This is a genomic window from Pseudonocardia sp. ICBG601, from assembly GCF_020496245.1.
The window spans coordinates 1-24,429 of the sequence record NZ_JAHLJA010000057.1 but is presented as its reverse complement, the minus strand read 5'-3'; the positions used below and the strand labels follow the sequence as shown (position 1 = coordinate 24,429).

At 74.6% G+C, this 24,429-nt stretch carries 20 protein-coding genes and 3 pseudogenes; 14 read left to right on the top strand and 9 right to left on the bottom strand.

Annotation, left to right across the window (positions count from 1 at the left end; genetic code table 11):
• Positions 1-50: 50 nt before the first annotated feature.
• Positions 51-1,052: pseudogene (locus KPL57_RS69880) on the bottom strand (methylmalonyl-CoA mutase family protein); the annotation flags it as partial.
• Between the two features lie 300 nt (positions 1,053-1,352).
• On the opposite strand from KPL57_RS69880, the gene KPL57_RS18360 reads away from it, so the two are divergent.
• The 8 genes from KPL57_RS18360 (at position 1,353) to cydC (ending at position 9,980) form a co-directional block, all read left to right on the top strand.
• Entirely contained in the window at positions 1,353-1,958 is a 606-nt protein-coding gene (locus KPL57_RS18360; protein ID WP_043278273.1) for a sulfite oxidase-like oxidoreductase, read from the top strand.
• A 2-nt stretch (positions 1,959-1,960) separates the two neighbouring features.
• On the top strand, positions 1,961-2,677 hold the full coding sequence (locus KPL57_RS18355) for an FAD-binding oxidoreductase (RefSeq protein ID WP_020623838.1): 717 nt from the start codon (positions 1,961-1,963) through the stop codon (positions 2,675-2,677).
• Between the two features lie 111 nt (positions 2,678-2,788).
• Positions 2,789-3,718 carry an alpha/beta hydrolase gene (locus KPL57_RS18350; RefSeq protein WP_226352530.1) on the top strand — a complete coding sequence of 310 codons (930 nt, stop codon included), beginning with the start codon at positions 2,789-2,791 and terminating at the stop codon, positions 3,716-3,718.
• Positions 3,719-3,864: 146 nt separating this feature from the next.
• Positions 3,865-5,043, top strand: coding sequence for a cytochrome ubiquinol oxidase subunit I (locus KPL57_RS18345; protein WP_264198277.1), 1,179 nt, complete (start codon positions 3,865-3,867; stop codon positions 5,041-5,043).
• A complete protein-coding gene (locus KPL57_RS66795; RefSeq protein ID WP_308252924.1) occupies positions 5,040-5,381 on the top strand; it encodes a cytochrome ubiquinol oxidase subunit I in 342 nt (113 codons plus the stop codon). Before KPL57_RS18345 ends, KPL57_RS66795 begins: the two co-directional genes overlap by 4 nt.
• Before the next feature lie 17 nt (positions 5,382-5,398).
• Positions 5,399-6,463: a cytochrome d ubiquinol oxidase subunit II gene (gene cydB / locus KPL57_RS18340; protein ID WP_226352529.1), complete on the top strand. Its 1,065-nt coding sequence runs from the start codon at positions 5,399-5,401 to the stop codon at positions 6,461-6,463.
• The gene (cydD, locus tag KPL57_RS18335) at positions 6,460-8,277 is read left to right on the top strand and encodes a thiol reductant ABC exporter subunit CydD (protein ID WP_226352528.1); all 1,818 of its coding nucleotides are present in this window, start codon (positions 6,460-6,462) and stop codon (positions 8,275-8,277) included. The genes cydB and cydD overlap by 4 nt, the downstream gene beginning before the upstream one ends.
• Entirely contained in the window at positions 8,274-9,980 is a 1,707-nt protein-coding gene (gene cydC / locus KPL57_RS18330) for a thiol reductant ABC exporter subunit CydC (RefSeq protein WP_226352527.1), read from the top strand. Before cydD ends, cydC begins: the two co-directional genes overlap by 4 nt.
• 57 nt (positions 9,981-10,037) lie before the next feature.
• On the opposite strand, the gene KPL57_RS69875 is transcribed toward cydC, so the two are convergent.
• Positions 10,038-11,129, bottom strand: coding sequence for an IS5 family transposase (locus KPL57_RS69875; RefSeq protein ID WP_226352526.1), 1,092 nt, complete (start codon positions 11,127-11,129; stop codon positions 10,038-10,040).
• 105 nt (positions 11,130-11,234) lie between these two features.
• On the opposite strand from KPL57_RS69875, the gene KPL57_RS18320 reads away from it, so the two are divergent.
• Complete coding sequence (locus tag KPL57_RS18320) at positions 11,235-11,855, top strand: AAA family ATPase (protein WP_226352525.1); 621 nt, start codon at positions 11,235-11,237, stop codon at positions 11,853-11,855.
• Positions 11,856-11,912: 57 nt separating this feature from the next.
• On the opposite strand, the gene KPL57_RS18315 is transcribed toward KPL57_RS18320, so the two are convergent.
• Positions 11,913-12,751 (bottom strand): IS5 family transposase gene (locus KPL57_RS18315; RefSeq protein ID WP_226352546.1). Its coding sequence is split into 2 segments (ribosomal slippage): positions 11,913-12,662 and positions 12,665-12,751, totalling 837 coding nucleotides; the frame shifts between segments, so codons are not numbered across the junction.
• 321 nt (positions 12,752-13,072) lie between these two features.
• Here KPL57_RS18315 and KPL57_RS18310 point away from each other — a divergent pair.
• Positions 13,073-14,419 (top strand): hypothetical protein, encoded by a 1,347-nt coding sequence (locus KPL57_RS18310; RefSeq protein ID WP_020623148.1) that lies wholly within the window; start codon positions 13,073-13,075, stop codon positions 14,417-14,419.
• Positions 14,420-14,488: 69 nt separating this feature from the next.
• Here the strand turns inward: KPL57_RS18310 and fabG are convergent.
• Positions 14,489-15,242: pseudogene (fabG, locus tag KPL57_RS18305) on the bottom strand (3-oxoacyl-ACP reductase FabG).
• A 166-nt stretch (positions 15,243-15,408) separates the two neighbouring features.
• Between fabG and KPL57_RS18300 the strand changes: the two are divergent.
• From KPL57_RS18300 to KPL57_RS18290, 3 genes are all read left to right on the top strand, one after another.
• Positions 15,409-16,167, top strand: coding sequence for a class I SAM-dependent methyltransferase (locus KPL57_RS18300; protein WP_226352524.1), 759 nt, complete (start codon positions 15,409-15,411; stop codon positions 16,165-16,167).
• Positions 16,168-16,434: 267 nt separating this feature from the next.
• A complete protein-coding gene (locus tag KPL57_RS18295; RefSeq protein ID WP_374111670.1) occupies positions 16,435-17,253 on the top strand; it encodes an iron-siderophore ABC transporter substrate-binding protein in 819 nt (272 codons plus the stop codon).
• 19 nt (positions 17,254-17,272) lie between these two features.
• Positions 17,273-18,034, top strand: a complete 762-nt coding sequence (locus tag KPL57_RS18290; RefSeq protein WP_226352522.1) for an SDR family NAD(P)-dependent oxidoreductase — start codon at positions 17,273-17,275, stop codon at positions 18,032-18,034.
• Between the two features lie 66 nt (positions 18,035-18,100).
• Here the strand turns inward: KPL57_RS18290 and KPL57_RS18285 are convergent, their stop codons facing one another.
• From KPL57_RS18285 to KPL57_RS18265, 5 genes are all read right to left on the bottom strand, one after another.
• Positions 18,101-19,165 carry an ABC transporter substrate-binding protein gene (locus KPL57_RS18285; RefSeq protein ID WP_226352521.1) on the bottom strand — a complete coding sequence of 355 codons (1,065 nt, stop codon included), beginning with the start codon at positions 19,163-19,165 and terminating at the stop codon, positions 18,101-18,103.
• A gap of 43 nt (positions 19,166-19,208) precedes the next feature.
• On the bottom strand, positions 19,209-19,931 hold the full coding sequence (locus tag KPL57_RS18280; protein WP_226352520.1) for an ABC transporter ATP-binding protein: 723 nt from the start codon (positions 19,929-19,931) through the stop codon (positions 19,209-19,211).
• Entirely contained in the window at positions 19,928-20,938 is a 1,011-nt protein-coding gene (locus tag KPL57_RS18275; protein ID WP_226352519.1) for an iron ABC transporter permease, read from the bottom strand. Before KPL57_RS18275 ends, KPL57_RS18280 begins: the two co-directional genes overlap by 4 nt.
• A gap of 64 nt (positions 20,939-21,002) precedes the next feature.
• The gene (locus tag KPL57_RS18270) at positions 21,003-21,695 is read right to left on the bottom strand and encodes a cytochrome P450 (protein WP_226352518.1); all 693 of its coding nucleotides are present in this window, start codon (positions 21,693-21,695) and stop codon (positions 21,003-21,005) included.
• Positions 21,696-22,146: 451 nt separating this feature from the next.
• Positions 22,147-23,736 (bottom strand): Na+/H+ antiporter, encoded by a 1,590-nt coding sequence (locus KPL57_RS18265; RefSeq protein ID WP_226352545.1) that lies wholly within the window; start codon positions 23,734-23,736, stop codon positions 22,147-22,149.
• Positions 23,737-23,840: 104 nt separating this feature from the next.
• Here KPL57_RS18265 and KPL57_RS18260 point away from each other — a divergent pair.
• Positions 23,841-24,368, top strand: a pseudogene (locus KPL57_RS18260) (YbhB/YbcL family Raf kinase inhibitor-like protein).
• The last annotated feature ends 61 nt before the right edge of the window (positions 24,369-24,429 follow it).

Here is a 24,429-nt window from a genome sequence, read left to right as displayed (position 1 = left end):
CCGCGCAGCATGTTCACCCACGGGTCGCGCCGGGTGAACAGCGCGTCGGGGACGGTGGCGTGCTGGGTCTGCGGCACGTCGGTGACGCCGGAGGCCTCCAGCACCCGGGCCCACAGCCGCCGGCCCGCCCGCAGGGTCGCGATCGTCGGGAACTGCTCGGGAGTGGCGGCGTAGCGGAACTCGATCAGCCGGGCCGCGTCGGCCACCCCGATCCCCGCGGCGTCCAGGGCGCGCAGGTAGGCGACCCCCGCGGCCAGGGACCACCCCAGCTCCTGGGCGTCGGAGCCGCCGGCCTCGCGGACCACCGTCGCGTCGACGGTGATCGCGGTGACCTTGTCGAAGGTGCCGTGCACGCGACGGGCGACCTCGACGACGGACTCGACGTCCGGACCGGAGCCAGCGCGGGCGCGCAGCCCGATCGGGTCGACGCCCAGCGAGCCGAGCAGCTCGGCGTCCTCGACGCCGTTGCGGGCGGCCAGGTCCAGGTAGGCGTGCGCGGCGGCGACCTGCTCGGTCCCGGCGTCGAGGGCGACCCCGGCCAGGTCCAGGTGCACGCCGTCGAGGGCGCGCGCCAGGTCGGCGACGGCGACGCCGCCCTCGCCCACCCGCAGCCACACCGAGGTGACGCCGCACTCCAGGTCGGCCAGCACGGCCTCCCGGACGGCGGCCGGGTCGGTGCCCGCGTGGCGCTGGCGGATGTCCCAGCCGTCGGGGACGTGGCCGTCGGTGCGGGCGCCGCGGGTGAACGGCCACGACCCCGGCACGCCGGTGGGCGGCAGGTCGGTGGTGTCCTCCTCGGCGTAGAGCGGCGCGACCCGGATCCCGTCGGGTGAGGTGCGGGTCAGGGTCTCGACCCCGGCCCCGAGCTCGGCGTCCTCGCCGATCCGGCCCGACTTGCGCACCACCGCGTCCACGGCGGCGAGCCACTGGTCGCGGGTGACCGGGTCGAAGGCGCCCGCGAGGACCAGCTCCTCCGGCTCCACCGGAGCATCCACGGAAGAGCCCTCCGGACCGGCTGCGCGGCCGACCGCGCTGCGGTCACTGTCCGTCATCCGCTCTGTTCTCCTCACCGGCCCGCGGGGCGGCCTCGTTGCCCGCCGGATGGCGCCGTCGTCGACACCACCGAAGTGCAGCGGAGTCTAGTGAGCCGGTGGCGCCAGGGGCATGCGCTGTGGCGAGGCGCGCACGGCCTGTGATGCACCCGACTGGCGCAACGGGGCCGTCCGGGGGCGTCGCGGCGTACACCCGGCCGTTCCCCGCCGGTAGTCCCCACCGGTAGCCCCTGGCGGCCGGGTGCCGGTGTGACGGGCCGGGGCGGGAACAACCGGGGGCAGGGGTGCATTGTGGTCGGCATGCCCCGCGTGACCCGAGGATTCGTCGGGCGCAGACCGCGTGACCGACGGCTGCCGCCCGGCCAGTACGACGCCGGCGACCAGTGGCCGGTGCTGACCGCCGAACGCGCCCCCGTGCTGGACACCGCCCGCTGGACCTTCCGCATCGACGGTCTCGTGCAGCGCCCGGTCGAGTGGACCTGGGACGAGATCCGCGCCCTGCCCCGCGAGCGGTGGGACGGCGACATCCACTGCGTCACGACCTGGTCGAAGTTCGGGATGCACTGGAGCGGGGTCGCGGTCGACACGCTGCTGGAGGCGGCGGGACCGCTGCCGGAGGCGCGGTTCGCCGTCGCGCACTCGCACTCGGGCTACACCACGAACATGCCGCTGTCGGACCTGACCGGCGGCCGGGCGTGGCTGGCGTTCGAGGCGCAGGGCGCGCCGCTGACCCGCGAGCACGGCGGCCCGGCGCGGCTGCTGGTGCCGCACCTCTACTTCTGGAAGAGCGCGAAGTGGGTCGCCGGGCTGCGCCTGCTCGCCGAGGACGAGCCGGGCTTCTGGGAGCGCAACGGCTACCACGACCGCGGCGACCCGTGGTCCGAGCAGCGGTTCCAGGGGGACTGACGGTGGACACGACCCCACGCCGCACCCTGCGCTGGCAGGCCGCGACCGTGCTGTCGGTGCACGACGAGGCCCCGGGGGTGAAGACCTTCCGGCTCGGGCTGGAGGAACCGGCCACCCACCTGCCCGGCCAGTACTACGTGCTGCGCCTGACCGCCGAGGACGGCTACACCGCGCAGCGCTCGTACTCGGTCGCCTCCGCGCCCGACGGGCGGCCGGAGATCGCCCTGACCGTCGAACGTCTCGACGACGGCGAGGTGTCGGGGTTCCTGCACGACGTCGCCGTCGTCGGGGACGTGTTGGAGGTCCGCGGCCCGGTCGGGGGCTGGTTCGCCTGGGACGGCGTCTCCCCCGCGCTGCTGGTCGGCGGCGGGTCCGGGCAGGTCCCGCTGGCCGCGATGCTGCGCCACGCCCGCGCCGTCGGCCGTCCCGACCTGGTGCGGATGCTGGTCTCGGTCCGCACCCCCGACGATCTGTTCTACGGCGAGGAGCTCACCGGTCCGCCGGTCACCGCGGTGTTCACCCGGACCGCCCCTCCCGGCGCGACCCGCCCGGCGGGCCGGCTCACCCTCGCCGACCTCGCCCCGCTGGTCCGCGGCGGGGAGACCGCGTTCGTGTGCGGCTCGCCGGCCTTCTCCGCCGCCGCGGCCGACCTGCTCGCCGCCGCCGGCGTCCCCGACCACGCGATCCGGATCGAGCAGTTCGGCCCGACCGGGGCCTGACCGAGCGGCCGGGCACCGGGGTGCGGCACGATGACCCGGCCCCGAGACTCCGCGTGCTGCCGCGAGCGGCCCGGACCGACTCGATCCGCCCGTGCACCGCAGGAGCCGACGATGACCGTCACCCCCGCCGAGACGTCGTTCCCGAGCGGCGGGCTGCGCTGCGCGGCCTGGCTCCTCACGGCGTCCGGCGACGCGCTCACGAACGACCGCGGCCGGCCCTGCGTCGTCATGGCGCACGGGTTCGGTGCCACCCGCGACTCCGGGCTGCTGCCCTTCGCGCAGCGTTTCGCCGCCGCGGGCTGCGCGGTGCTGGTGTTCGACTACCGCGGGTTCGGCGCCTCCGACGGCACCGGCGACCCGCAGCTCGACCAGGACGTCCACCACGGCCGCCACCGCGCCGACTACCACGCCGCGATCGCGTACGCCCGCACGCTGCCCGGCGTCGACCCGGAGCGGATCGTGCTGTGGGGCAGCTCGTACTCCGGCGGGCACGTGGTCCCGGTCGCCGCCCGCGACGGCCAGGTCGCCGCGGTGATCTCCCAGGGCGCCGCGATGGACGGGGCCGCCGCGCTGCTGGAGATCCTGCGCTACGCCGGGCCCGGGCAGCTGGCCCGCCTCACCGGGCACGGCCTGCGCGACGCCGCCGCCGGGCTGCTCGGGCGCTCGCCGCACCGGATCGCGGTGTTCGGGCCGCCCGGGTCGACCGCGGCGATCACCTCGCACGACGCCGAGAGCGGCTACTCCTCGATCGCCGGACCCGGGTTCCGCAACACCATGCGGGCCCGGGGCGCGCTGCGGATCCCGCTCAACCGCCCGGTGACGGCGGCGCGGCGGCTGCGGGCGCCGATCCTCGTCGTCGTCGCGGCGCGGGACTCGATCGCGCCGCCGGCGTCGGTGCGTGCGGTCGCCGCGCGGGCCGGGGCGGGCTCGGAGGTGCTGGAGCTGCCGTGCGGGCACTTCGACATCTACCTCGGCGAGATGTTCGAACGGTCGGTGGCCGCACAGGTGGACTTCCTGCGGCGCACGCTCGCCGTCGCCTGACCGGGCCGGACGGAGCCCCTCGGACCTGGGGGGCGAGCGCACCCGCGGCGGCCCGCGTGTCCAGCGCCACCGGGCCCGGATCCCCACTGATCTTCTACTTCCGGTAGAACTACTACTGGACGTAGAACTTCGCTCGGGAGGTCCCGATGGACGCGCTCGACCTGGCTCGCTGGCAGTTCGGGATCACCACGATCTACCACTTCCTGTTCGTGCCGCTGACCATCGGGCTGTCGGTGATCGTCGCGTCGCTGCAGACCGCCTGGTTCCGCACGGGCCGGGAGGAGTACCTGCGGGCGACGAAGTTCTTCGGGAAGCTGTTCCTGATCAACTTCGCGATGGGCGTGGTCACCGGGATCGTGCAGGAGTTCCAGTTCGGGATGAACTGGAGCGCCTACTCCACCTTCGTCGGCGACGTGTTCGGCGCGCCGCTGGCGATGGAGGCGCTCATCGCCTTCTTCCTCGAGTCCACCTTCATCGGGCTGTGGATCTTCGGGTGGGACCGGCTGCGCCGGGGCGTGCACCTGGCCTGCATCTGGGCCGCCGCGATCGGATCGAACCTCTCGGCGTACTTCATCCTCGCGGCGAACGCCTGGATGCGGAACCCGGTCGGCTACGAGGTCGACCGCGCCACCGGCCGGGCCCGGCTCACCGACATCGGCGCCGTGCTGACCAACCCGCAGGCCTGGTCGACCTACGCCCACGTCGTCGCCGCGGCGTTCCTGATCGCGGGCCTGTTCGTCGCCGCGGTCAGCGCCTGGAAGCTGATGCGCGAGCGCTGGCGCCGTCCCGGTGACGCGACGCCGCACCCGAGCGAGCACACGCTGTTCCGCAAGACCCTGCGCACCGGGTTCCTCGTCACCCTCGTCGCCGGGGTGCTGGTCATCGCCTCCGGTGACCACCAGGCCAAGCTGGCCGCCACCTACGAGCCGATGAAGCTCGCCTCGGCCGAGGCGCTGTGGCAGACCGAGGAGTCGGCCGGGTTCTCGCTGTTCGCCGTCGGCGACGTCCAGGGCAGCCGCAACCACATCAACGTGCAGATCCCCGGCGTCCTGAGCTTCCTGGCCACCGGGAGCCCGTGGGGCCCGGTGCAGGGCATCGAGAACGTGCAGGCACAGTACGAGGCGCTCTACGGCCCCGGGGACTACCGGCCCAACATCGCCGTCCTCTACTGGGCGTTCCGACTGATGATGGGCCTCGGCCTGGCCGGGGTCGCGGTCGCGACGGCCGGGCTCTGGCTCACCCGCGGCGGACGGCTGCCCGGCTTTACCCGCGACGGGGCACCGGCTCCGGCCGGCGGCTCCGGCGGTGGGCCTACCGGGGCGTGATCGCCGCCCTGCCCGCGGCGCTGGCCGGGAACATCGCCGGCTGGGTGCTGACCGAGATGGGCCGCCAGCCCTGGACGGTGCACGGCGAGCTGCTCACCGCCCAGAGCGTCTCCCCCGGGGTGAGCCTGGGCCAGGTCGCGTTCTCCCTGGCCACGTTCACCGCGCTCTACGGGGTGCTCGCCGTCGTCGAGGTGCGGCTGCTGTTCCGCTACGTGCAGGCCGGTCCCGGCGCCGCACTCCCCTACACCGACGATCCCGACGGCCCCGACGGCCGTCCCGACGACGGCGCCGCCGTCGGCACCGACGACGAGCGCCGCCCCGCGGCGTTCAGCTACTGACCTGCGGAGGGACGACGATGGACCTGCCCACGATCTGGTTCCTGGCCGTGGCCGTGCTGTGGACCGGCTACCTGGTGCTCGAGGGGTTCGACTTCGGCGTCGGGATGCTGGTCCGCGTCCTGGGCCGCGACGAGGAGGCCGACCGCGAGGCGGCGCTCGGCGCGATCGGCCCGGTGTGGGACGGCAACGAGGTGTGGCTGATCGCCGCCGTCGGCGCGATGTTCGCCGCCTTCCCCGCCTGGTACGCCGCGACGCTGTCGGGCCTCTACCTGCCGGTGCTGCTCGTCCTGTTGGGCCTGATCGTGCGCGGGGTCGGGCTGGAGTACCGGCACAAGCGCTCCGACGCGTCCTGGAAGGCCCGCTGGGACCTCATGATCGGTCTCGGGTCGCTGGTCCCGGCCTTCGTGTGGGGCGTGGTGCTCGCCAACCTGGTCCGCGGCCTGCCGACCGTGCTGAGTGCCCCGGGCAGTGGGCAGAACACCGTGGTCACGGCCTCGCTCGCGGACCTGCTGAACGGCTACGCCCTGCTCGGCGGCGTCGTCACCACTGCGCTGTTCCTCCTGCACGGCGCGGTGTTCCTGGCGCTCAAGACCGACGGGCCGGTGCGGTACCGGGCACGCCGGTTCGCCCTGCGGGCGGTGGTCCCGGTCCTGCTGGTCACCGTCGCCTTCCTGGCCGCGACGCTCGCGCTGCGTGAGCCGTCCTGGACCGGCACGGTCGCCTGGGTCAGCGGGCTGGCCCTCGCCGCGGCCGGGGTGGCGCTGCTGCTCGGCCGCGAGGGATGGGCGTTCACCGCCACCGCGCTGTCGATCGGCGGGCTGTCGGTCGTGCTGTTCGGGCAGCTGTACCCGTCGCTGCTGCCCTCGACCACCGACCCCGCCCACACCCTGACCGTCGCGAACGCCGCGTCCGCGCCCTACACGCTCACGGTCATGAGCTGGGTCGCGGCCGTGTTCCTGCCGCTGGTCCTCGCCTACCAGTCCTGGAGCTACTGGGTGTTCCGCAAGCGCCTCGGCGGGGCGCGGGTCGCACCGGAGGGGCCCTCCGGCCCTCGTGGCACCGCGGTACCGGCGCCACGATGACGACCGTGTCGCGCCCGTCCACCCCGTCGGCTCCGCCGGTCCCGTCGGGCACCGCCGGGGCGCCGCCCGCGGGCGGCCCGCCCGTCGACCCGCGGCTGCTGCGCACCGCGAGCGCGGTCCGGGTGCACCTGGCCGTCGCCGCGGGCTGCGGGGTCGCCGCGACCGGGCTGATCCTGGCCCAGGCCTGGCTCGTGTCGCGGGTGGTGGCCGGGGCGACGCCGTCGTTCGCCACCGACGGCACGCCCACCGGTCCGGGCGCCGGGCTCGACACCCTGGCCTGGCTGGTCGGGGGCGTCGCCGTCGTCGCGGTGGCGCGGGCGCTGCTGTCCTACGGCGCGGAGTCCGCGGCACTGCGCAGCGCCGCCCGCGCCAAGTCCCAGCTGCGGATGCAGCTCGTGCGCCGGCTCGCGCTCGCCGCGCCGGACCCGCGGCGGTCCTCCGGCGAGGTCGTCACCCTCGCCACCCGCGGGCTCGACGCCCTCGACGACTACTTCGCCCGCTACCTGCCCCAGCTGGTGCTCGCCGTCCTGGTCCCGGTCGCGGTGCTGATCGTCGTCGCGGACGCCGACTGGATCTCCGCGGTCGTCATCGGGGTGACGCTGCCGCTGATCCCGCTGTTCATGGTCCTGGTCGGGATGCACACCCGGGCCAGGACCGACCGCCAGTGGCGGCTGCTGTCGCGCCTCGGCGGGCACTTCCTCGACGTCGTGCAGGGGCTGCCGACCCTCGCGCTGTTCCGCCGTGCGCAGGTCGTCGCGGGAAAGGTCCGGGAGACCACCGACGCCCACCGGCACGCCATGACCGGCACCCTGCGGGTCGCGTTCCTGTCCGCGTTCGTGCTGGAGGTCCTCGCGACGCTCGCCGTCGCCCTGGTCGCCGTCGAGGTCGGACTGCGGCTGCTCTACGGGAACCTCGACTACGCCACCGCGCTGTTCGTGCTGGTCCTGGCCCCGGAGGCGTACCTGCCGCTGCGCGAGGTCGGTGCCCGGTTCCACGCCAGCATGGAGGGGGTCGCCGCCGCCCGGCAGGTGTTCGCCGAGCTCGACCGCCCCGTCGGCGGCGCCACCGGCGGGACCGCTCCGGTGCCGCCCGCCGACCCGGCCGGGCGCGGCCTGACCGTCGACGGGCTGCGGGTGCGCTACCCCGGCGCGGACACCGACGCCGTCGCCGGGCTGTCGCTGACCCTCGCCCCCGGTGAGACGGTGCTGCTGCGCGGCCCGTCCGGGGCCGGGAAGTCCACCCTGCTCGGCGTGCTGCTCGGCACCGTCGTCCCGACCGGCGGCACCGTGATCGTGCACGGCCGGGACGGAACCGGCGCCGAGCTCGCGGAGGTGGACCTCGACGCCTGGCGGCGCGGGGTGGCCTGGGTCCCGCAGCAGCCGCACCTGTTCGCCGACACCGTCGCCGCCAACGTCCGGCTCGTCGCCGGACGGGACCACGTCACCGACGACGCCGTCCGCGCGGCCGCACGCCGGGCCGGGCTCGACACCGTCGTCGCCCGGCTGCCCCGGGGCTGGGACACCGTGCTCGGTGAGGGCGGCACGCAGCTGTCCTCCGGAGAGCGCCAGCGGGTCGCGCTGACCAGGGCGTTCCTGCGCGACGCGCCGCTGGTCCTGCTCGACGAGCCGACCGCGCACCTCGACCCCGACTCCGCCGCCGCGGTCCGCACCGCGGCCACCGAGCTGCTGCGCGGGCGCACCGCGGTCGTCGTCGCCCACGACGCGGGCTGGGCCGAGCACACCGACCGCACGGTCACGATCACCCCCGCCACGATCACCCCCGCCACGATCACCCCGGCCGGGGGTCCCCGATGAGCCCCTGGTCGCTGGCCCGCAGCGTGCTGGCGCCCCGGCTGCGCGGCGTCGTCGGCGGCGCGCTGCTCGGCGCGCTCGCCACCGCCTGCGGTGCCGGGCTGCTGTCGCTGGCCGCCTGGCTGCTCGCCACCGCCGCCCAGCACCCGTCGGTGACGGCGCTGTCGGTCGCCGTCGTGCTCACCCGTGCCCTCGGCGTCGGACGCGGGGTGGCCCGCTACGCCGAGCGGCTGGTCGGGCACGACGCCGCCCTGCGCGCGCTGTCGGACATGCGCGGCCGCGTCTACGCCCGGCTCGCCGCCACCGAGCCGGTCCACCGGTTCCGGTCCGGCGAGCTCGTCGCCCGGCTGGTCGGCGACACCGACTCCGTGCAGGACCTGGTCGTGCGCGGGATGCTGCCGGTCGTCGCGGCCGCGGTCGCCGGGTCCGGTGCGGTGCTGCTCGCCACCGCGCTCCACCTCCCCGGCGGCGCGCTGCTCGCGGGCGGGCTGCTGCTCGCCGGGGTCGCGGTGCCCGCCCTCGCCGCGGCGCTGTCGCGGCGGCCCGCCGAGCGCGCGGGCGTCGCGCGGGACCGGCTGGCGACCGCCCTGGTCGACCTGCTCGACGGCGGCCCCGAGCTGCTGGCCCACGGCGCGACCGGCCACGCCGTCGACGCGGTCGCCCGGGCCGATGCCGAGCTGACCCGCACCGCCCGCCGGGACGCCGCGCTGCTCGGCCTCGGCGCGGGCTCCGGTGCCCTGGTCGCCGGGCTCACCCTGGCCGGGACGCTGCTGCTGGGTGTCGCCGCCGTCGACGCCGGTGCCCTCGGCGCGGTCCCGCTGGCCGTGCTGGTGCTGACGGCGCTGGCCGCGTTCGAGATCGTCGCGCCGCTGCCCGCCGCCGCGGCCCGGCTCGCCGCGGTCCGCGCCGGGCTGGCCCGGCTGGTGCCGGTGCTCGACGCCGCCCCCGCCGTCGCGCACCGCGAACCGGGCTCCCCACCGCTGCCCCGTCGCGGCGACCTGGCGATCCGCGGTCTCACCGCGGCCTGGCCGGGACCGGGACCGGACGGTCGCGGCCGCACCGTCCTGCAGGGGGTGGACCTCGATGTCGGGCGCGGGGAGGTCGTGGCGCTGGTCGGCCCGAGCGGGTCGGGCAAGTCGACGCTGGCCGCGGTGCTGTTCCGGTTCCTCGACCCGCGCGCGGGCACCGTCCGGCTCGACGGGCACGACCTGGCGGTGCGGGCACCCGAGGAGGTCCGCGCGGTGGTCTCCGGGGTGCCGGCCGACCCGCACGTGTTCGACTCGACGGTCCGGGAGAACCTGCGCCTGGCCGCCCCCGACGCCGACGACGCCGTCCTGCACGACGTCCTGCGCCGGGTCGGTCTCACCGGGCTGGCGCTCGACGACGAGGTCGGCGCACACGGCGCCCGGCTGTCCGGTGGGATGCGCCGGCGGCTCGCGCTGGCCCGCGCGCTGCTCGTCGACCCGGCGGTGCTGGTGCTCGACGAGCCCACCGCCCACCTCGACCCGGACACCCGCGACGCCGTCCTCGACGACCTGCTCGCCGCCGCGGCGGGGCGCGCGGTGCTGCTCATCACCCACGACCCGGCGGTACTGCCGCGGGCCGACCGCGTGTACACGCTGCGCGACAAGAAGGTCCACCTGCGTGACGGGGCTGCGTGCAGCCCTCGCGAACCGCGGCCCTACCCTGCTCCGAACGTCCGATAGCGGGCTCGCGCCGGCTCCGGGCGCGCCCGGGGTTCTCTCAGAGCGTGTTTGGAAATTCTAGTGGGTTGAGGGTGTCGTGTGTTTCTGCTGGCGGGTGGCGGGGTATCCACGGGCGATGCGGCGGGTGATGGTGTTGATCGCGGCCCAGCGGATCATGGCTTCGGATGTGGTGGGGTGGCGTTCGTAGTCTCGGGCCAGGCGTCGGTGTGCGGTGAGCCAGGCCAGGGTCCGTTCGACCACCCACCTTCGTGGGAGGACGGTGAATCCGCGCTGCTCGGGTGGCTTGCGGATGATCTCGATCGTTGTCTGCAGGATCGTGGCGGCCCAGTCGAGCAGTCGCCCGGCGAAGCCGGCGTCGGCGTAGACGAACCGCACCCTGGTGCGCAGGTAGAGGTTGAGCAGGATCGGCTTGGCGCCGTCGCGGTCCTGTACCGAGGCCGAGCACACCATCGTGGTCAGCAGCAGACCGAGGGTGTCGGTCACGATGAACCGTTTCCGTCCGCCTGTCTTCTTCCCGGCGTCGTAGCCGCGGGAGTCCTGGCCGACGGTGTCGGCGCCCTTGACCGACTGGGAATCGATGATCCCCGCACTCGGCTCCGGATCACGGCCCTCGGCGATACGTAACTGCCCCCGCACGACCGGGAGGATCTTCTCGGTGACCTTCTGCTGTTCCCACTGGTTGAAGTACCAGTAGACGGTCTGCCAGGGCGGGAAGTCCACCGGCAACGCCCGCCAGGCACACCCGGTCCGCACGACCGCCAAGGTCGACCTGCTCGACGGCGGCCCCGAGCTGCGGCCCACGGCGCGACCGGCCACGCCGTCGACGCGGTCGCCCGGGCCGATGCCGAGCTGACCGCAGCCGCGCCGGGACGCGCGCTGCTCGGCCTCGGCGCGGGCTCCGGTGCCCTGGTCGCCGGGCTCACCCTGGCCGGGACGCTGCTGCTGGGTGTCGCCGCCGTCGACGCCGGTGCCCTCGGCGCGGTCCCGCTGGCCGTGCTGGTGCTGACGGCGCTGCCGCGTTCGAGATCGTCGCGCCGCTGCCCGCCGCCGCCGCGGCCCGGCTCGCCGCGGTCCGCGCCGGGCTGGCCCGGCTGGTGCCGGTGCTCGACGCCGCCCCCGCCGTCGCGCACCGCGAACCGGGCTCCCCACCGCTGCCCCGTCGCGGCGACCTGGCGATCCGCGGTCTCACCGCGGCCTGGCCGGGACCGGGACCGGACGGTCGCGGCCGCACCGTCCTGCAGGGGGTGGACCTCGATGTCGGCGCGCGGGGAGGTCGTGGCGCTGGTCGGCCCGAGGGGTCGGGCAAGTCGACGCTGGGCCGCGGTGCTGTTCCGGTTCCTCGACCCGCGCGCGGGCACCGTCCGGCTCGACGGGCACGACCTGGCGGTGCGGGCACCCGAGGAGGTCCGCGCGGTGGTCTCCGGGTGCCGGCCGACCCGCACGTGTTCGACTCGACGGTCCGGGAGAACCTGCGCCTGGCCGCCCCCGACGCCGACGACGCCGTCCTGCACGACGTCCTGCGCCGGGTCGGTCTCACGGGCTGGCGCTCGACGACGAGGTCGGCGCACACGGCGCCCGGCTGTCCGGTGGGATGCGCCGGCGGCTCGCGCTGGCCCGCGCGCTGCTCGTCGACCGGCGGTGCTGGTGCTCGACGAGCCCACCGCCCACCTCGACCCGGACACCCGCGACGCCGTCCTCGACGACCTGCTCGCCGCCGCGGCGGGGCGCGCGGTGCTGCTCATCACCCACGACCCGGCGGTACTGCCGCGGGCCGACCGCGTGTACACGCTGCGCGACAAGAAGGTCCACCTGCGTGACGGGGCTGCGTGCAGCCCTCGCGAACCGCGGCCCTACCCTGCTCCGAACGTCCGATAGCGGGCTCGCGCCGGCTCCGGGCGCGCCCGGGGTTCTCTCAGAGCGTGTTTGGAAATTCTAGTGGGTTGAGGGTGTCGTGTGTTTCTGCTGGCGGGTGGCGGGGTATCCACGGGCGATGCGGCGGGTGATGGTGTTGATCGCGGCCCAGCGGATCATGGCTTCGGATGTGGTGGGGTGGCGTTCGTAGTCTCGGGCCAGGCGTCGGTGTGCGGTGAGCCAGGCCAGGGTCCGTTCGACCACCCACCTTCGTGGGAGGACGGTGAATCCGCGCTGCTCGGGTGGCTTGCGGATGATCTCGATCGTTGTCTGCAGGATCGTGGCGGCCCAGTCGAGCAGTCGCCCGGCGAAGCCGGCGTCGGCGTAGACGAACCGCACCCTGGTGCGCAGGTAGAGGTTGAGCAGGATCGGCTTGGCGCCGTCGCGGTCCTGTACCGAGGCCGAGCACACCATCGTGGTCAGCAGCAGACCGAGGGTGTCGGTCACGATGAACCGTTTCCGTCCGCCTGTCTTCTTCCCGGCGTCGTAGCCGCGGGAGTCCTGGCCGACGGTGTCGGCGCCCTTGACCGACTGGGAATCGATGATCCCCGCACTCGGCTCCGGATCACGGCCCTCGGCGATACGTAACTGCCCCCGCACGACCGGGAGGATCTTCTCGGTGACCTTCTGCTGTTCCCACTGGTTGAAGTACCAGTAGACGGTCTGCCAGGGCGGGAAGTCCACCGGCAACGCCCGCCAGGCACACCCGGTCCGCACGACATACAAGATCGCGTCCAGCACGTCCCGACGAGCATGAGCAACAGGCCGCCCCGCCGCGCGAGCGGCGGTAACAACGGCTCGATCACCACCCACTGGGCATCACTGGTGTCCGAGGGGTACCGGCGCGGTCGTTCCTGCATGCCGACCACGATGGAGCACCCCAGCCGTGTCGACCATCCCGACACACCCACCATTTCCAAACACGCTCTCAGTCAGGTCACAGGAGGCCCCTGACACGCTGGGAGCACCTCGCCGGGACACCGTCCCGCGCAGGAGTGCAGGAGTCAGTACGAGCCCGCGCGCGCCACGGCATCCGCCCGGCGCCGCGTCCGGTCAGAACGTGAGGTCACCACCCCGTGCGAGCGTCACGCCGTCCCTCCCCGACGACGTCAGGACCGAGGTCCGCGTCGCGGACCCCCCGGTTCCGGTCCGGCCTGCGCCGGGCCCCGGCCCTGGCCCTGGTGCTCTCGGGGGTCCTGGCCCTCGCCGCCTGCACCTCGGGGGTCGGCGGTGACGACACCGCCGGCGGCACCGCGCCGTCGTCGGCCCTGGAGGCCTCCGCGAAGGCCGTCGACCTGGGCAGCTGGCGGTGGGACAAGCAGCCGGGACCGATGGAGATCGGGGTGACCCACACCCAGGACAGCCTCGACGACACCGAGCCCGCACAGGCCCGCCAGCGCGGGGTCGACATCCTGTCGAGCCTCGGCCAGGAGTACCAGAACCACCACATCATGGGCTTCGGCACGCTCAACCCCGAGCCGCGGCCCGGTGAGTTCGACTGGGGCTCGCTGGACCGCCGGATGCAGCTCACCGAGGAGACCGGCGGCAAGGCGATGCTGACGCTGTGCTGCTCCCCGGACTGGATGAAGGGCGCACCGCGCGACAGCGGCGACACCCGCTGGGACCGGCTCGAGAAGGCCCCGCTGCCCGAGCACTTCGCCGACTTCGCCAACCTCGCCCGCGAGGCCGTGCAGCGGTACCCGCAGGTCGACCGCGTCCTGGTGTGGAACGAGCTGAAGGGCTTCTACAACCAGGCCGAGAACCGCTGGGACTACGAGGGCTACACGAACTTCTACAACCAGGTCTACCAGGCCGTGAAGTCCGTCCGGCCCGACGTGCAGGTCGGCGGCCCCTACGTCGTCATGAGCAGCGTCCCGGTCGACTCGCACGACGCCTCGAACATCCGCGGCCCCTGGGGGGCGCTCGACCAGCGCCCGCTCGACGTCCTGGACTACTGGCTGAAGAACAACGTCGGTGCGGACTTCATCGTCGTCGACGGCTCGACCACCAACCGCGGACAGCAGGACGCGATCTCCCCGGTCGACGTCGGCGCGGAGAAGTTCTCGGTGATCGACCGCTGGATCCAGGAGCGGACGCAGCTGCCCATCTGGTGGGCCGAGTTCTACGCGAACGTCCCCGCCGACGCCCAGGCCGGCTTCGACTCCCCCGCCAGCGCGGTCTCGACGATCGCCGCACTGCAGGCGATGGCCCGCTCCGGCACCCAGGGCGCGCTGCTGTGGGGTCCCGAGGGCAGCAGCTCGCTCGAGTACTCCTCGCTGTGGACCCCGGCCACCGAGGAGAACGGCGGCCAGGCGACCCCGCTGACCGAGGCGTGGCGCTGGCTGGTGCCCCGGCTCCGGGAGGGCACCGTCGAGCTGGGCCGGGCCACCGACGGCTCCTCGCTGGGCGGTTTCCGCGCGGCCGACGGCTCGATGCTGCTGGTCAACTTCTCCGCCGACGCGGTGCCGGTGTCCGGCCAGGAGGACATCCCCGGCTGGGCGATCGTGCCGATGACCACCAGGTCCTGACACCCGCGACGGCAGAACGGGCCGGCACCGCAGCTGCGGTGCCGGCCCGTTCTGCCGTCGTGGGGCGGGTCAGGCCTTCGGGCCGGCCACGTAGATGACCTGGCCGCTCACGAACGACGAGCGCTCGTCGACGAAGAACGACACGGTCTGGGCGATGTCCTCGGCGCGCCGGGGCGCTGCACCGGGATCTCCTTGGCCCGGGCGGCCTTGAAGTCCTCCCAGTCCACGCCGATCCGCTCGGCGGTCGCCTTGGTCATCTCCGAGGCGATGAAGCCGGGGGCGATGCAGTTCGCGGTGACGCCGAACTTGCCGAGCTCGATCGCCAGGGTCTTGGTGAAGCCCTGCATGCCGGCCTTCGCCGCGGAGTAGTTCGCCTGGCCGCGGTTGCCCAGCGCGGAGGTCGAGGACAGGTTCACGACCCGGCCCCAGGCGGCGTCGACCATGTGCTTCTGCACCGCGCGGGTCATCAGGAAGGCCCCGCGCAGGTGCACACCCATGACCGCGTCCCAGTCGTCGACGGTCATCTTGAACAGCAGGTTGTCCTTGGTGATGCCGGCGTTGTTGATCAGCACGGTGGGTGCGCCGAGGCGCTCGGTGACCGCGTCGACGGCGGCGGCGACGGCCTGCTCGTCGGCGACGTTCGCACCGAACGCGGCCGCGGTCCCGCCCGCGGACTCGATGGCCTCGACGGTCGCCTTCGCGGCCGACTCCTCCAGGTCCAGCACCGCGACCTTGTGTCCGTCGGCGGCGAGCCGGATCGCGGTGGCGGCCCCGATGCCGCGCGCCCACCGGTGACGATCGCGGTCCTCTGCTGCTGGGTCATGTCTCTCCTCGCTGATCGACGGTGATCTCCGGGTGTCTCCCGCTGCCGATCGTGTCACCCCCTACCGCCGCGTCACATCGCGGTCCGTGCGACGTCGCTCACCCCCGATCGGATGCCTCGGGTGCACTAGCGTCGAGGTGTCCGTTCCCGACCAGGAAGGATTTTCATGGCCGTCGAGCGTTCCGAACCGTCCTACCGGCTTGCTCTGCCGGAGCCCACGACCTCGTTCGAGCAGGACGCGGAGTACTGCGTCATCGACCTCGGACACGGGTGGACCGAGTACCGCTTCCACGACTACGACGAGCTGTTCAAGATCCCCGGCCTCTACGAGAAGCTGTTCTACGACATCCTGCAGTGCCAGTCCCCGGCCGTGGTCGCGGGCGCCCTGGCCGAGCAGCTCGACGCCGTGGGTGTCGACCCGTCCGGGCTGCGCGTGCTCGACGTCGGCGCCGGCAACGGCATCGTCGCCGAGGAGCTGCGCGCCCGCGGAGTCGGGAAGGTGGTGGGGATCGACATCCTCCCCGAGGCCCGCGACGCCGCCGAACGCGACCGCCCCGGGGTCTACGACGACTACCACGTCGTCGACCTCACCGCCCTCGACGACGAGACCGTCGAGAACATCTCCTCGGGCGGCTTCGACGCCCTGACCTGCGTCGCCGCGCTCGGCTTCGGTGACATCCCACCCGCTGCGTTCCGCACCGCGTTCGACATGGTCGCCGACGACGGCTTCGTCGCGATCACCCTGCGGGACGACTTCCTGACCGACGGCGACACCTCCGGGTTCGCCGGCCTCATCTCGTCGCTGCTGGCCTCCGGCGAGCTCGAGGAGCTCGGCGCGACCGTCTACCGGCACCGGCTCGCGACCAGCCGTGACCCGTTGCTGTACCGGGCCGTCGTGGCCCGCAAGCGCCGCCCGCGCGACTGACCCGGCGCGTTCGCACCGGTCCGCGCCGCGTCGACCGGTGCGAACGCGCGGCCGCGAGACCTTCCGGACATTCCGGGTTAGGTAAGCCTCGGCTATTGTCCCGGCGTGCTCCGACGACTGATCATCCTGCTGGCCCTCGCGGGCCTGCTCACCGCCTGCGCCTCCGATCCGGGCCCGGCCGCCGCGCCGTCCGGCTCCGACGGCGCGTTCCCCGTCCGCATCGACAACGCCTTCGGCACCGCGGAGATCCCCGCCCGCCCGCAGCGCGTGGTGGCCCTCGGCGTCACCGACGCCGACCCCGTCCTCGCCCTCGGCGTCACCCCGGTCGCGCTGGCCGGCTACGCCTTCTACGAGGAGACCGGAGGGCTCGGGCCGTGGGCTCGCGGCCTGGTGCGGGGTGAGGCACCGCAGCTCCTCACCGAGACCGAGCCGAACCTGGAGCGCATCGCCGCGCTGCGCCCGGACGTCATCATCGCGCTGTCCTCGAGCATCGACCAGGCCGCCTACGACCAGCTGACCGCGATCGCGCCGGTCGTCGCGCGGCCCGCCGGCACGATCGCGTTCGGGGTGAGCCGCACCGACCAGATGCGCGCCGTCGCCACCGCGCTGGGTGAGACCGCGCGCGGCGAGGAGCTGATCCGCACCGCCGACGCCGCGTTCTCCGACGCCGTCGCTGCGCACCCGGAGTTCCGCGGCAAGGTCGGCGCCACGGTGCTGCCCTTCGACGGCAAGTACGGCGCCTTCACCGCCGCCGACGCACGCGGGCAGTTCATGACCGGCCTCGGCTTCGCGCAGCCGCCGGCGATCGCCGAGCGCGACGACCGGAAGAGCTTCTACGTCGAGGTCTCCTCCGAGCAGGCCGGCCTGCTCGACGGCGACGTGCTGGTGATGCTGGCCGACGAGGGCGCCACGAAGCAGCAGGTCGACTCCGACCCGGTCCTGCGGCAGGTCCCGGTCGTCGCCCGTGGCGACATGGTCGTGCCCGACGCCGACACCCGGGGCGCGATGACCTACAACAGCGTGCTCTCGGCCCCGTTCGCCCTGGAGCGGCTCGTCCCCCAGCTCGCCGAGAGGCTCCGCGACTGATCCGGGTTAGGGTCCCTGCGTGACTGTGATGGAGCGGTTCCGACTGGACGGCCGGGTCGCCGTCGTCACCGGTGCGTCGTCCGGCCTCGGTGTGGCCTTCGCGAAGGGCCTCGCCGAGGCCGGCGCGGACCTCGTGCTGGGCGCGCGACGGGTCGACAAGCTGGCCGACACGGTGGCACTGGTCGAGGCGACGGGTAGGCGCGCGGTCGCCGTCGCCACCGACGTGGCGAAGCCCGAGGACTGCCGGGCGCTGGCGCAGGCCGCCGTCGACGAGTTCGGTCGGCTCGACGTGCTGGTGAACAACGCCGGGATCGGCACCGCCGTCCCGGCCCTGAAGGAGACCCCCGACCAGTTCACCTCGGTCATCGACGTCAACCTCAACGGCTCCTACTGGATGGCGCAGGCCTGCGCGGCGCACATGGCGCCGGGGTCGAGCATCGTCAACATCTCCTCGATCCTGGGCCTGACCACGGCGTCGCTGCCGCAGGCGGCCTACTCCGCGTCCAAGGCGGCGATCGTCGGCCTGACCCGCGACCTGGCCCAGCAGTGGACCGGGCGGCGCGGGATCCGGGTCAACGCGGTCGCCCCCGGCTTCTTCGCCTCGGAGATGACCGAGCAGTACCCGGACGGCTACCTGGAGCGGATGACCGAGCGGATCCCGGTGGGCCGCAAGGGCGACCCGGAGGAGCTGACGGCGGCCGTGCTGTTCCTCGCCTCGGCGGCCGGTGGCTACGTCACTGGTCAGACCTGGGCCGTCGACGGCGGCATGACGATCACCTGACCCGACCGGCCCGGATCGGATCGGAGGTCCCGGGGGCGCCGCGCGGCACCCCCGGGACCTGCGCACTCAGCTGCGGGGCACGTCGTCGGACGCCGGGGTCAGGCCGGAGGCGGGCACCAGGTTCCAGCGCTCCAGCGCCGCCCGCACCTGCTCGGCGGCGTCGACGTTGAGCGGACCCGAGGTCCACAGGGCGTAGGGCAGGTTCAGGAAGCGGTTCTCCCGGACCGCGGGCAGGTCGCGGGTGTCGGGGCGGCTCTTGAGCACCGCGACCTTCTCGGCGAAGGTCTGCGGCGGATAGTCGACGAACAGGAACGCGGCGGGCTGCGCCGTCGCGACCCGCTCCCACGAGACCTGGGTCCAGGTGTCGTCGACGTCGGACAGCGCGTTGCGCGCCCCGGCCGCTTCCATGATCGCCTGCGGGGCGCCGAAGCGGCCGCTGGAGTACGGCGACTCGGTGCCGCTGTCGAACAGGAACACCGTCGGCGGGGTCGCGGCCTTCGGTGCCCTCCCCAGCGCGGCGAGCCGGTCGTCGAGGTCGGCGACGACGCGGTCGGCGTCGGCGGTGTGCCCGGTGATCGTGCCGAGGTTGTGCAGGTCCTCGCGCAGCGCCGTCCAGGGGTCGACGATGCCGCGGGCGCGCTGCCCGTCGGCCTGACGGCAGGACTCGGTCAGCACGTACGGGGCGATGCCCTGCTCGCGCAGCCGGGCCGGGGTGAGGTTCTTCTCCTCGCTGTAGCCGTAGTTCCAGCCGGCGACCATCACGTCGGGGTCGCGGGCCAGGACCGTCTCCAGGGTCGGGTACTGCGGCGCCGCCTGGGCCAGGCCGTCGACGGCGGCGCCGTAGTGGCGGCGCAGCGTCTCGGCGTCGCGCTGCATGCTCGACACCGCGGCGACCCGGTCCTGGGCGCCGAGCGCCAGGACCATCGAGATCATGTTGCCGTCGTTGACGAACATGCGCTGCGCCGGGGACGGGAACGACGCCGGGGTCCCGCAGTTCGTCACGGTGACCGTGCCGGCCGGGGCATCGGCGGCGGGCGGTGCCGGGGCCGGGGCCGAGCAGGCTGCGAGGGCGACCGCCGCCGCGGCGAGGACGGCGGACAGCCGCAGTGGACGGGTGGGCACGAGCGTCACGGAGTCTCCCCGGGTAGGTCGAGCAGGAGGCGGGACCGCCCGGTCACCGGGTGCGTGACGCGGGCGGCGGCGACCCCGAAGACCCGTGAGACGGTGTCGGGGTCGAGGTCGGGCACGGCCGGGAGGGCCCGGCCGTCGTGCAGCACGACGAGGCGGTCGCCACCAGCGGTCCGCGAGGTCGAGGTCGTGCAGGCTCACCACGACGGTCCGGCCAATGTGAGCGCACCAGCTCCAGCAGGCCCAGCGCGTGCCGGACGTCGAGGTGGTTGGTGGGCTCGTCGAGCAGCAGGACCCCGGCGTCCTGGGCGAGCCCGCGGGCGAGCAGCACCCGGCGCCGTTCCCCGCCGGAGAGCCGGTCGACCGGCCGGTCGGCCAGGCCGTCGAGCTGGACCGCGGCCAGCGCCGCGGTGACCGCTGCCCGCTCGGCCGCGTCGCCACCCGACCACGGCGGCCGGTGCGGGACCAGGCCGAGCGCGACGACCTCCCCGACGCACAGGTCCGCGGGGAGGTCCTCCTCCTGGCCGACGAAGGCGATCCGCCGAGCCCGCTGCCGGGCCCGCATTGCGGTCAGCGGGGTGCCGTCGAGCAGCACGCGGCCCGCGGCGGGTCGGCGGATCCCGGCGAGGGCGCGCAGCAGGGTGGACTTGCCGCTGCCGTTGGGCCCGACGACGCCGAGCACCTCGCCGGGCTCGACCGCGAGGTCGACCCCGGCCAGCACGGTGCGCCCGCCGAGCACGCAGGACAGGGTCTCGGCACGCAGGCTCATGCCGTGCTCCCGGCGGTCCGGTAGCGGCGACGCCCCATCAGGACCAGGAACACCGGGGCGCCGATCAGCCCGGTGACCACGCTCAGCGGCATCTCGGTGGGCCGCACCGCGATCCGGGCGGCGACGTCGACGACGACCAGGAACAGCGCCCCGGCCAGCGCGGACACCGGGACCAGCACCCGGTGCCGGGAGCCGACGAGCAGCCGGGCCAGGTGCGGCACGACCAGCCCGACGAAGCCCACCGCGCCCGAGACCGCGACCAGCACCCCGACCGCGGTCGCGCAGACCGCGAACAGCGCCGCCCGAGCGGCGGTGACCGGCACGCCGAGCGCCGCCGCGGTGTCGGGTCCGGCGTTCAGTGCGTCGAGCCAGCCGCTGGAGGCCAGGAACAGGACGAGCACCAGCCCGACGGTCACCGCGGGCACCGCGACCCGGTCCCACTGCGCCCCGGACAGGCTCCCCAGCAGCCAGAACAGCACGGACTGGGCGGCCGCCGGGTCGCCGGCGCGGAACACGAGGAAGCTCGCCGTCGCCGAGAACGCCGAGCCGAGCACGGTGCCGGTGAGGATCAGCCGGATCGGGGTGATCCCGCCCTGCGCGACGGCGATCGCCCCGACCAGAGCCCCGGCCACGAGGGCTCCGAGCAGCGCCCCGGTGAACAGCGCCCAGGTGCCGAGCGCACCCAGCACCCCGGTGGTGATGACGGCCGTGGCGCCGACGCTCGCGCCGGAGGACACCCCGAGCAGGTAGGGGTCGGCGAGCGGGTTGCGCACCAGGGTCTGCACCCCGGTGCCGGCGAGCGCGAGGCCCGCACCGACGATCGCGGCGAGCAGCGAGCGCGGCATCCGCAGGTCCCACACGATCGTCGAGACCGGGCCGGGACGGTCCTGCAGCACCGCGTCGACGACCCTCGCGACGGGGAGGACCTCGGCGCCGAAGGCGAGCGAGCCCAGGAGCGCGACCGCCAGCAGCGCGGCCAGGGCCACCGTCACCGTCGCGGAGCGCACCGACCGTCGTTCCCACACCTGCACAGTTCATCATGTGGCGGCAGCTCGGTGGCTGCGGGGAAGATCACCGAGCGGGACGCAGGTGCACCCGTAGCCCGGCGAGCCGCGGTCCGCCGGACCCGCCGGGGTGCACCTCGACGAGGCCGGTGGCCGGAACGGTGGGCCGGGCGTCGGGGAAGTCGTCGCGCAGCACCTCCAGCATCGTGCGCAGCTCCAGCCGGGCCAGGTGCGCACCGGCGCAGAAGTGCGGGCCGTGCCCGAACGTCAGCGGATGTCCCTGGGTCGGGCGGGCGTCGATCCCCCGGATGTCGACGAGCACCGGAGCCCCGGCGGGCAGCGCCCGTCCGGCGAGGTCGAGAGCGGTGCGGGCGAAGCGCCACAGCGAGTAGGGGGCGGGCGGGTGGACCCGCAGCACCTCGGTGACCAGCGCGTCGAGCTCGTCGGCGGTGCGGCCGGCGAGCCCGGAGTCCAAGGCGTGGGCGACGACGTAGCCGAGCGCGGCGTCGGTGGTGAGCTGACCGCCGAACACCAGGCCGAACACGAGGTAGCCGACCTGGGCGTCGTCGAGGTCGGGCAGGGCCGCACGCAGGCCGGCCGCGACGCCGTCGCCGGTCCCGTCGGTGACCGCGGCCGTGCCGATGGCCTGCAGCCGTCCGAAGGCGGCGCCGGCCACGGCCGGGTCGGGGCTCCACATCGCGCGACAGGCGTCGACGGCGTCGTCGAGGAGCCCCGGCGGGGCACCGACGACCTCGAGCACGACGGCCAGCGGGTACCGGATGGTGACGTCCTCGGTGAGGTCGACCTCGCCGGGGCCGAGGCCGTCGAGCAGGCCGGCGGCGAGGGACCGGATCCGTCCGGCGTACGGAGCGAGCGCGCGGGCCGACAGCAGCGGGCGTGCGCGCGGCGCAGCCGGGCGTGCCCGGCGCCGTCGGCGGTGGTGAGCGACAGCCGCTCGGCGGCCGGGGGTTCGAGGTCGGTGACGCCGGGCGGGGCGAGCGCGGGGTCCTTGGCGAACCGCGGGTCGGTGAGCACCCGGCGGGCGAGCGCCTCCTCGGTGACCACCCACACGGTGGGCCCGTCGGGGAGCGTCGTGCGCACGACCGGACCTGCGGTCGGCGCGGGGTCCGGTTCGGACAGCGAGCGGGTACGGGCGGTGAACGGGCACGTCATGGCTCGATCGTGCCCGCGGACGCGGACACCTCCGGTCCTCAGTCGAGCAGCACCGTGCGCAGGTCGAGGCGGCGCAGCACCCAGTCGACGGCGTGCGGGTCGACACCGGGCTCGCGCCGCGCGGCCAGCACCTCGGTCCGGGCGGCCGCCAGCGCTGAGGCCTGCGCCTCGGCGAACGCCCGGCGGGCCTTCTTCACTGCCGCGATCCGGGACCGTTCCTCCTCCGACGGCGTCTGCCCCGACAGCACCCGCTCCAGCCGTTCGACGCGCTCCCGCATGGCGGTGCCGACCTCCTCGGGCAGGCCGCGGACCGTGCGTTCGAACTCCAGGGTGGCGACGGCGGCCCGGCGCGCCCGCAGCACGATCTCGCGTTCGGCCCGCTCCTCGGCGTCGGCCTCGTCGTCGATGTCGAGGGCGCGGACCAGCATGCCCAGGGTGAAGCCGGGCACGAGCAGCGTCACGAACAGCACCGACACCGCGATGAGGACGAGCTCGTCGCGGGCGGGGAACGGCGCCCCGGTCGCGGTCTGCAGCGGCAGCGACAGCGCGAGGGCGAGCGTCGCGAGGCCCCGCATGCCGCACCAGGACAGGAGCACGGCCTCGCGTCCGGTGAGCGGGGCGGCGCCGGCCGCGGCGGCCCCGTCGGCGTCGCGGGCCAGCACCCGCCAGGCGACGACCATCCAGAGCACCCGCACCGCGACGACGACCACGCACACGACCGCCGCGTGCGCGAGCATCGTCGGCAGCTCGTCGCCCGCGGCGAGCACGACCTGGCGCAGGTCGAGCCCGATCAGGCCGAACGCGAGCCCGGTCACCAGCAGCTCGACGACGTTCCACAGCGAGGACTGGGTGAGCCGCTCGGCCGCCTCGTCGGCGTCCGCCCCGGCCCGCAGCTGCAATGCCAGCACGACGACCGCGATGACCCCGGACGCGCCGAGCTCCTCGGCCGCCAGGTAGGTGGCGAAGGGCAGGACCAGGGTGAGCGCGCTGCGTCCGGTGGCGTCGGTGACCCGGCCGAGCACCCGTCGGGCCAGCCAGGCGACCCCGAGACCGATGAGCACCGCCCCGGCCGCGCCGAGGACGAACCGCAGCCCCAGCCCCAGCGGGCTCAGCTCGCCGCCGGAGACGGTGGCGAGCACCGCGGCCTGGAACACGACCAGGGCTGTCGCGTCGTTGAACAGCCCCTCGCTCTGCAGCACGGCCACCACCCGGCGCGGGATCGGGACCTGCCCGGCGACGGCCTCGACCGCCACCGGGTCCGGCGGGGCCACCATCGCGCCCAGCGCGATCGCCGCGGTCACCGCGATCCCCGGGACCAGCAGCCACACCGTGCCCGCCACGACCGTCGCGGTGACCAGCACCAGCGCGACGGCGAGCAGCGCGATGGACCGCCACCGGGCCCGGAACACCGCCCACGACGTGCGCTGCGCGGTGGCGAACAGCAGCGGCGGCAGGAACAGCGGCAGGATCAGCTCGGGGTCGATGACGAACGCGTCGGGCAGGCCGGGCAGCAGCGCGACGACCACGCCGAGCACCACCATCAGCGCGGGCCAGGGCAGCCGCAGCCGGTCCCCCCACCCGACCAGGACGACCGCGGCCACCATCATCCCGACGAGCACGAGCAGCATCTCCACGGACCGACACCCTGCCCTCCTCGCCGCCGGACGGCAGCCGACGCGCCGTGCCAGGATCACGGCGAGACACCCGCCACCGACCCGAGGAGGTCCATCCCGTGCCCCGCAACCCCTACGACGAGCTGCCCCAGGTCCCGTCGTTCACCCTGACCAGCACCGACCTGGCCGACGGCACCGCGCTCGCCACCCCCCAGCTGTCCGGGATCTTCGGCGCGCGGCGGCGAGGACGTCTCGCCGCAGCTGTCCTGGTCCGGCGCGCCGGAGGGGACCCGGTCCTACGCCGTGACCTGCTACGACCCGGACGCCCCGACCGTCGCCGGGTTCTGGCACTGGGCGGTGTTCAACCTGCCGGCGTCGGTGACGTCGCTGCCGTCCGGCGCCGGTGACGACACCGGGTCCGGCCTCCCCGAGGGCGCGGTCCAGCTGCGCAACGACGCGAGCCTGGCCCGCTACCTGGGCGCGCCACCCCCGCCCGGGCACGGCCCGCACCGGTACTTCTTCGTGGTGCACGCCGTCGACGTGCCCACGCTGGACGTGCCCGCCACCGCGACGCCCACGTCCTCGCCTTCACCCTGTTCAGCCACACCGCGGCCGTGCCGTCCTGGTCGGGACGCACGCGAACCTGAGCTGAGGCCCGCCGGCGTGGACGCGGACGCGGAGCTGGACCTGCTCTACCGGGTCCCGCCG

What these genes read in the sequence shown, in the direction of transcription:
- cydC (WP_226352527.1), top strand. Translation starts at nt 8,274, where the DNA reads ATGAGCCCCTGGTCGCTGGCCCGCAGCGTGCTGGCGCCCCGGCTGCGC.
- cydD (WP_226352528.1), top strand. Translation starts at nt 6,460, where the DNA reads ATGACGACCGTGTCGCGCCCGTCCACCCCGTCGGCTCCGCCGGTCCCG.
- cydB (WP_226352529.1), top strand. Translation starts at nt 5,399, where the DNA reads ATGGACCTGCCCACGATCTGGTTCCTGGCCGTGGCCGTGCTGTGGACC.
- KPL57_RS18360 (WP_043278273.1), top strand. Translation starts at nt 1,353, where the DNA reads ATGCCCCGCGTGACCCGAGGATTCGTCGGGCGCAGACCGCGTGACCGA.
- KPL57_RS18345 (WP_264198277.1), top strand. Translation starts at nt 3,865, where the DNA reads ATGGACGCGCTCGACCTGGCTCGCTGGCAGTTCGGGATCACCACGATC.
- KPL57_RS18280 (WP_226352520.1), bottom strand. Translation starts at nt 19,931, where the DNA reads ATGAGCCTGCGTGCCGAGACCCTGTCCTGCGTGCTCGGCGGGCGCACC.
- KPL57_RS18320 (WP_226352525.1), top strand. Translation starts at nt 11,235, where the DNA reads ATGTCGGCGCGCGGGGAGGTCGTGGCGCTGGTCGGCCCGAGGGGTCGG.
- KPL57_RS18350 (WP_226352530.1), top strand. Translation starts at nt 2,789, where the DNA reads ATGACCGTCACCCCCGCCGAGACGTCGTTCCCGAGCGGCGGGCTGCGC.
- KPL57_RS18265 (WP_226352545.1), bottom strand. Translation starts at nt 23,736, where the DNA reads ATGCTGCTCGTGCTCGTCGGGATGATGGTGGCCGCGGTCGTCCTGGTC.
- KPL57_RS18300 (WP_226352524.1), top strand. Translation starts at nt 15,409, where the DNA reads ATGGCCGTCGAGCGTTCCGAACCGTCCTACCGGCTTGCTCTGCCGGAG.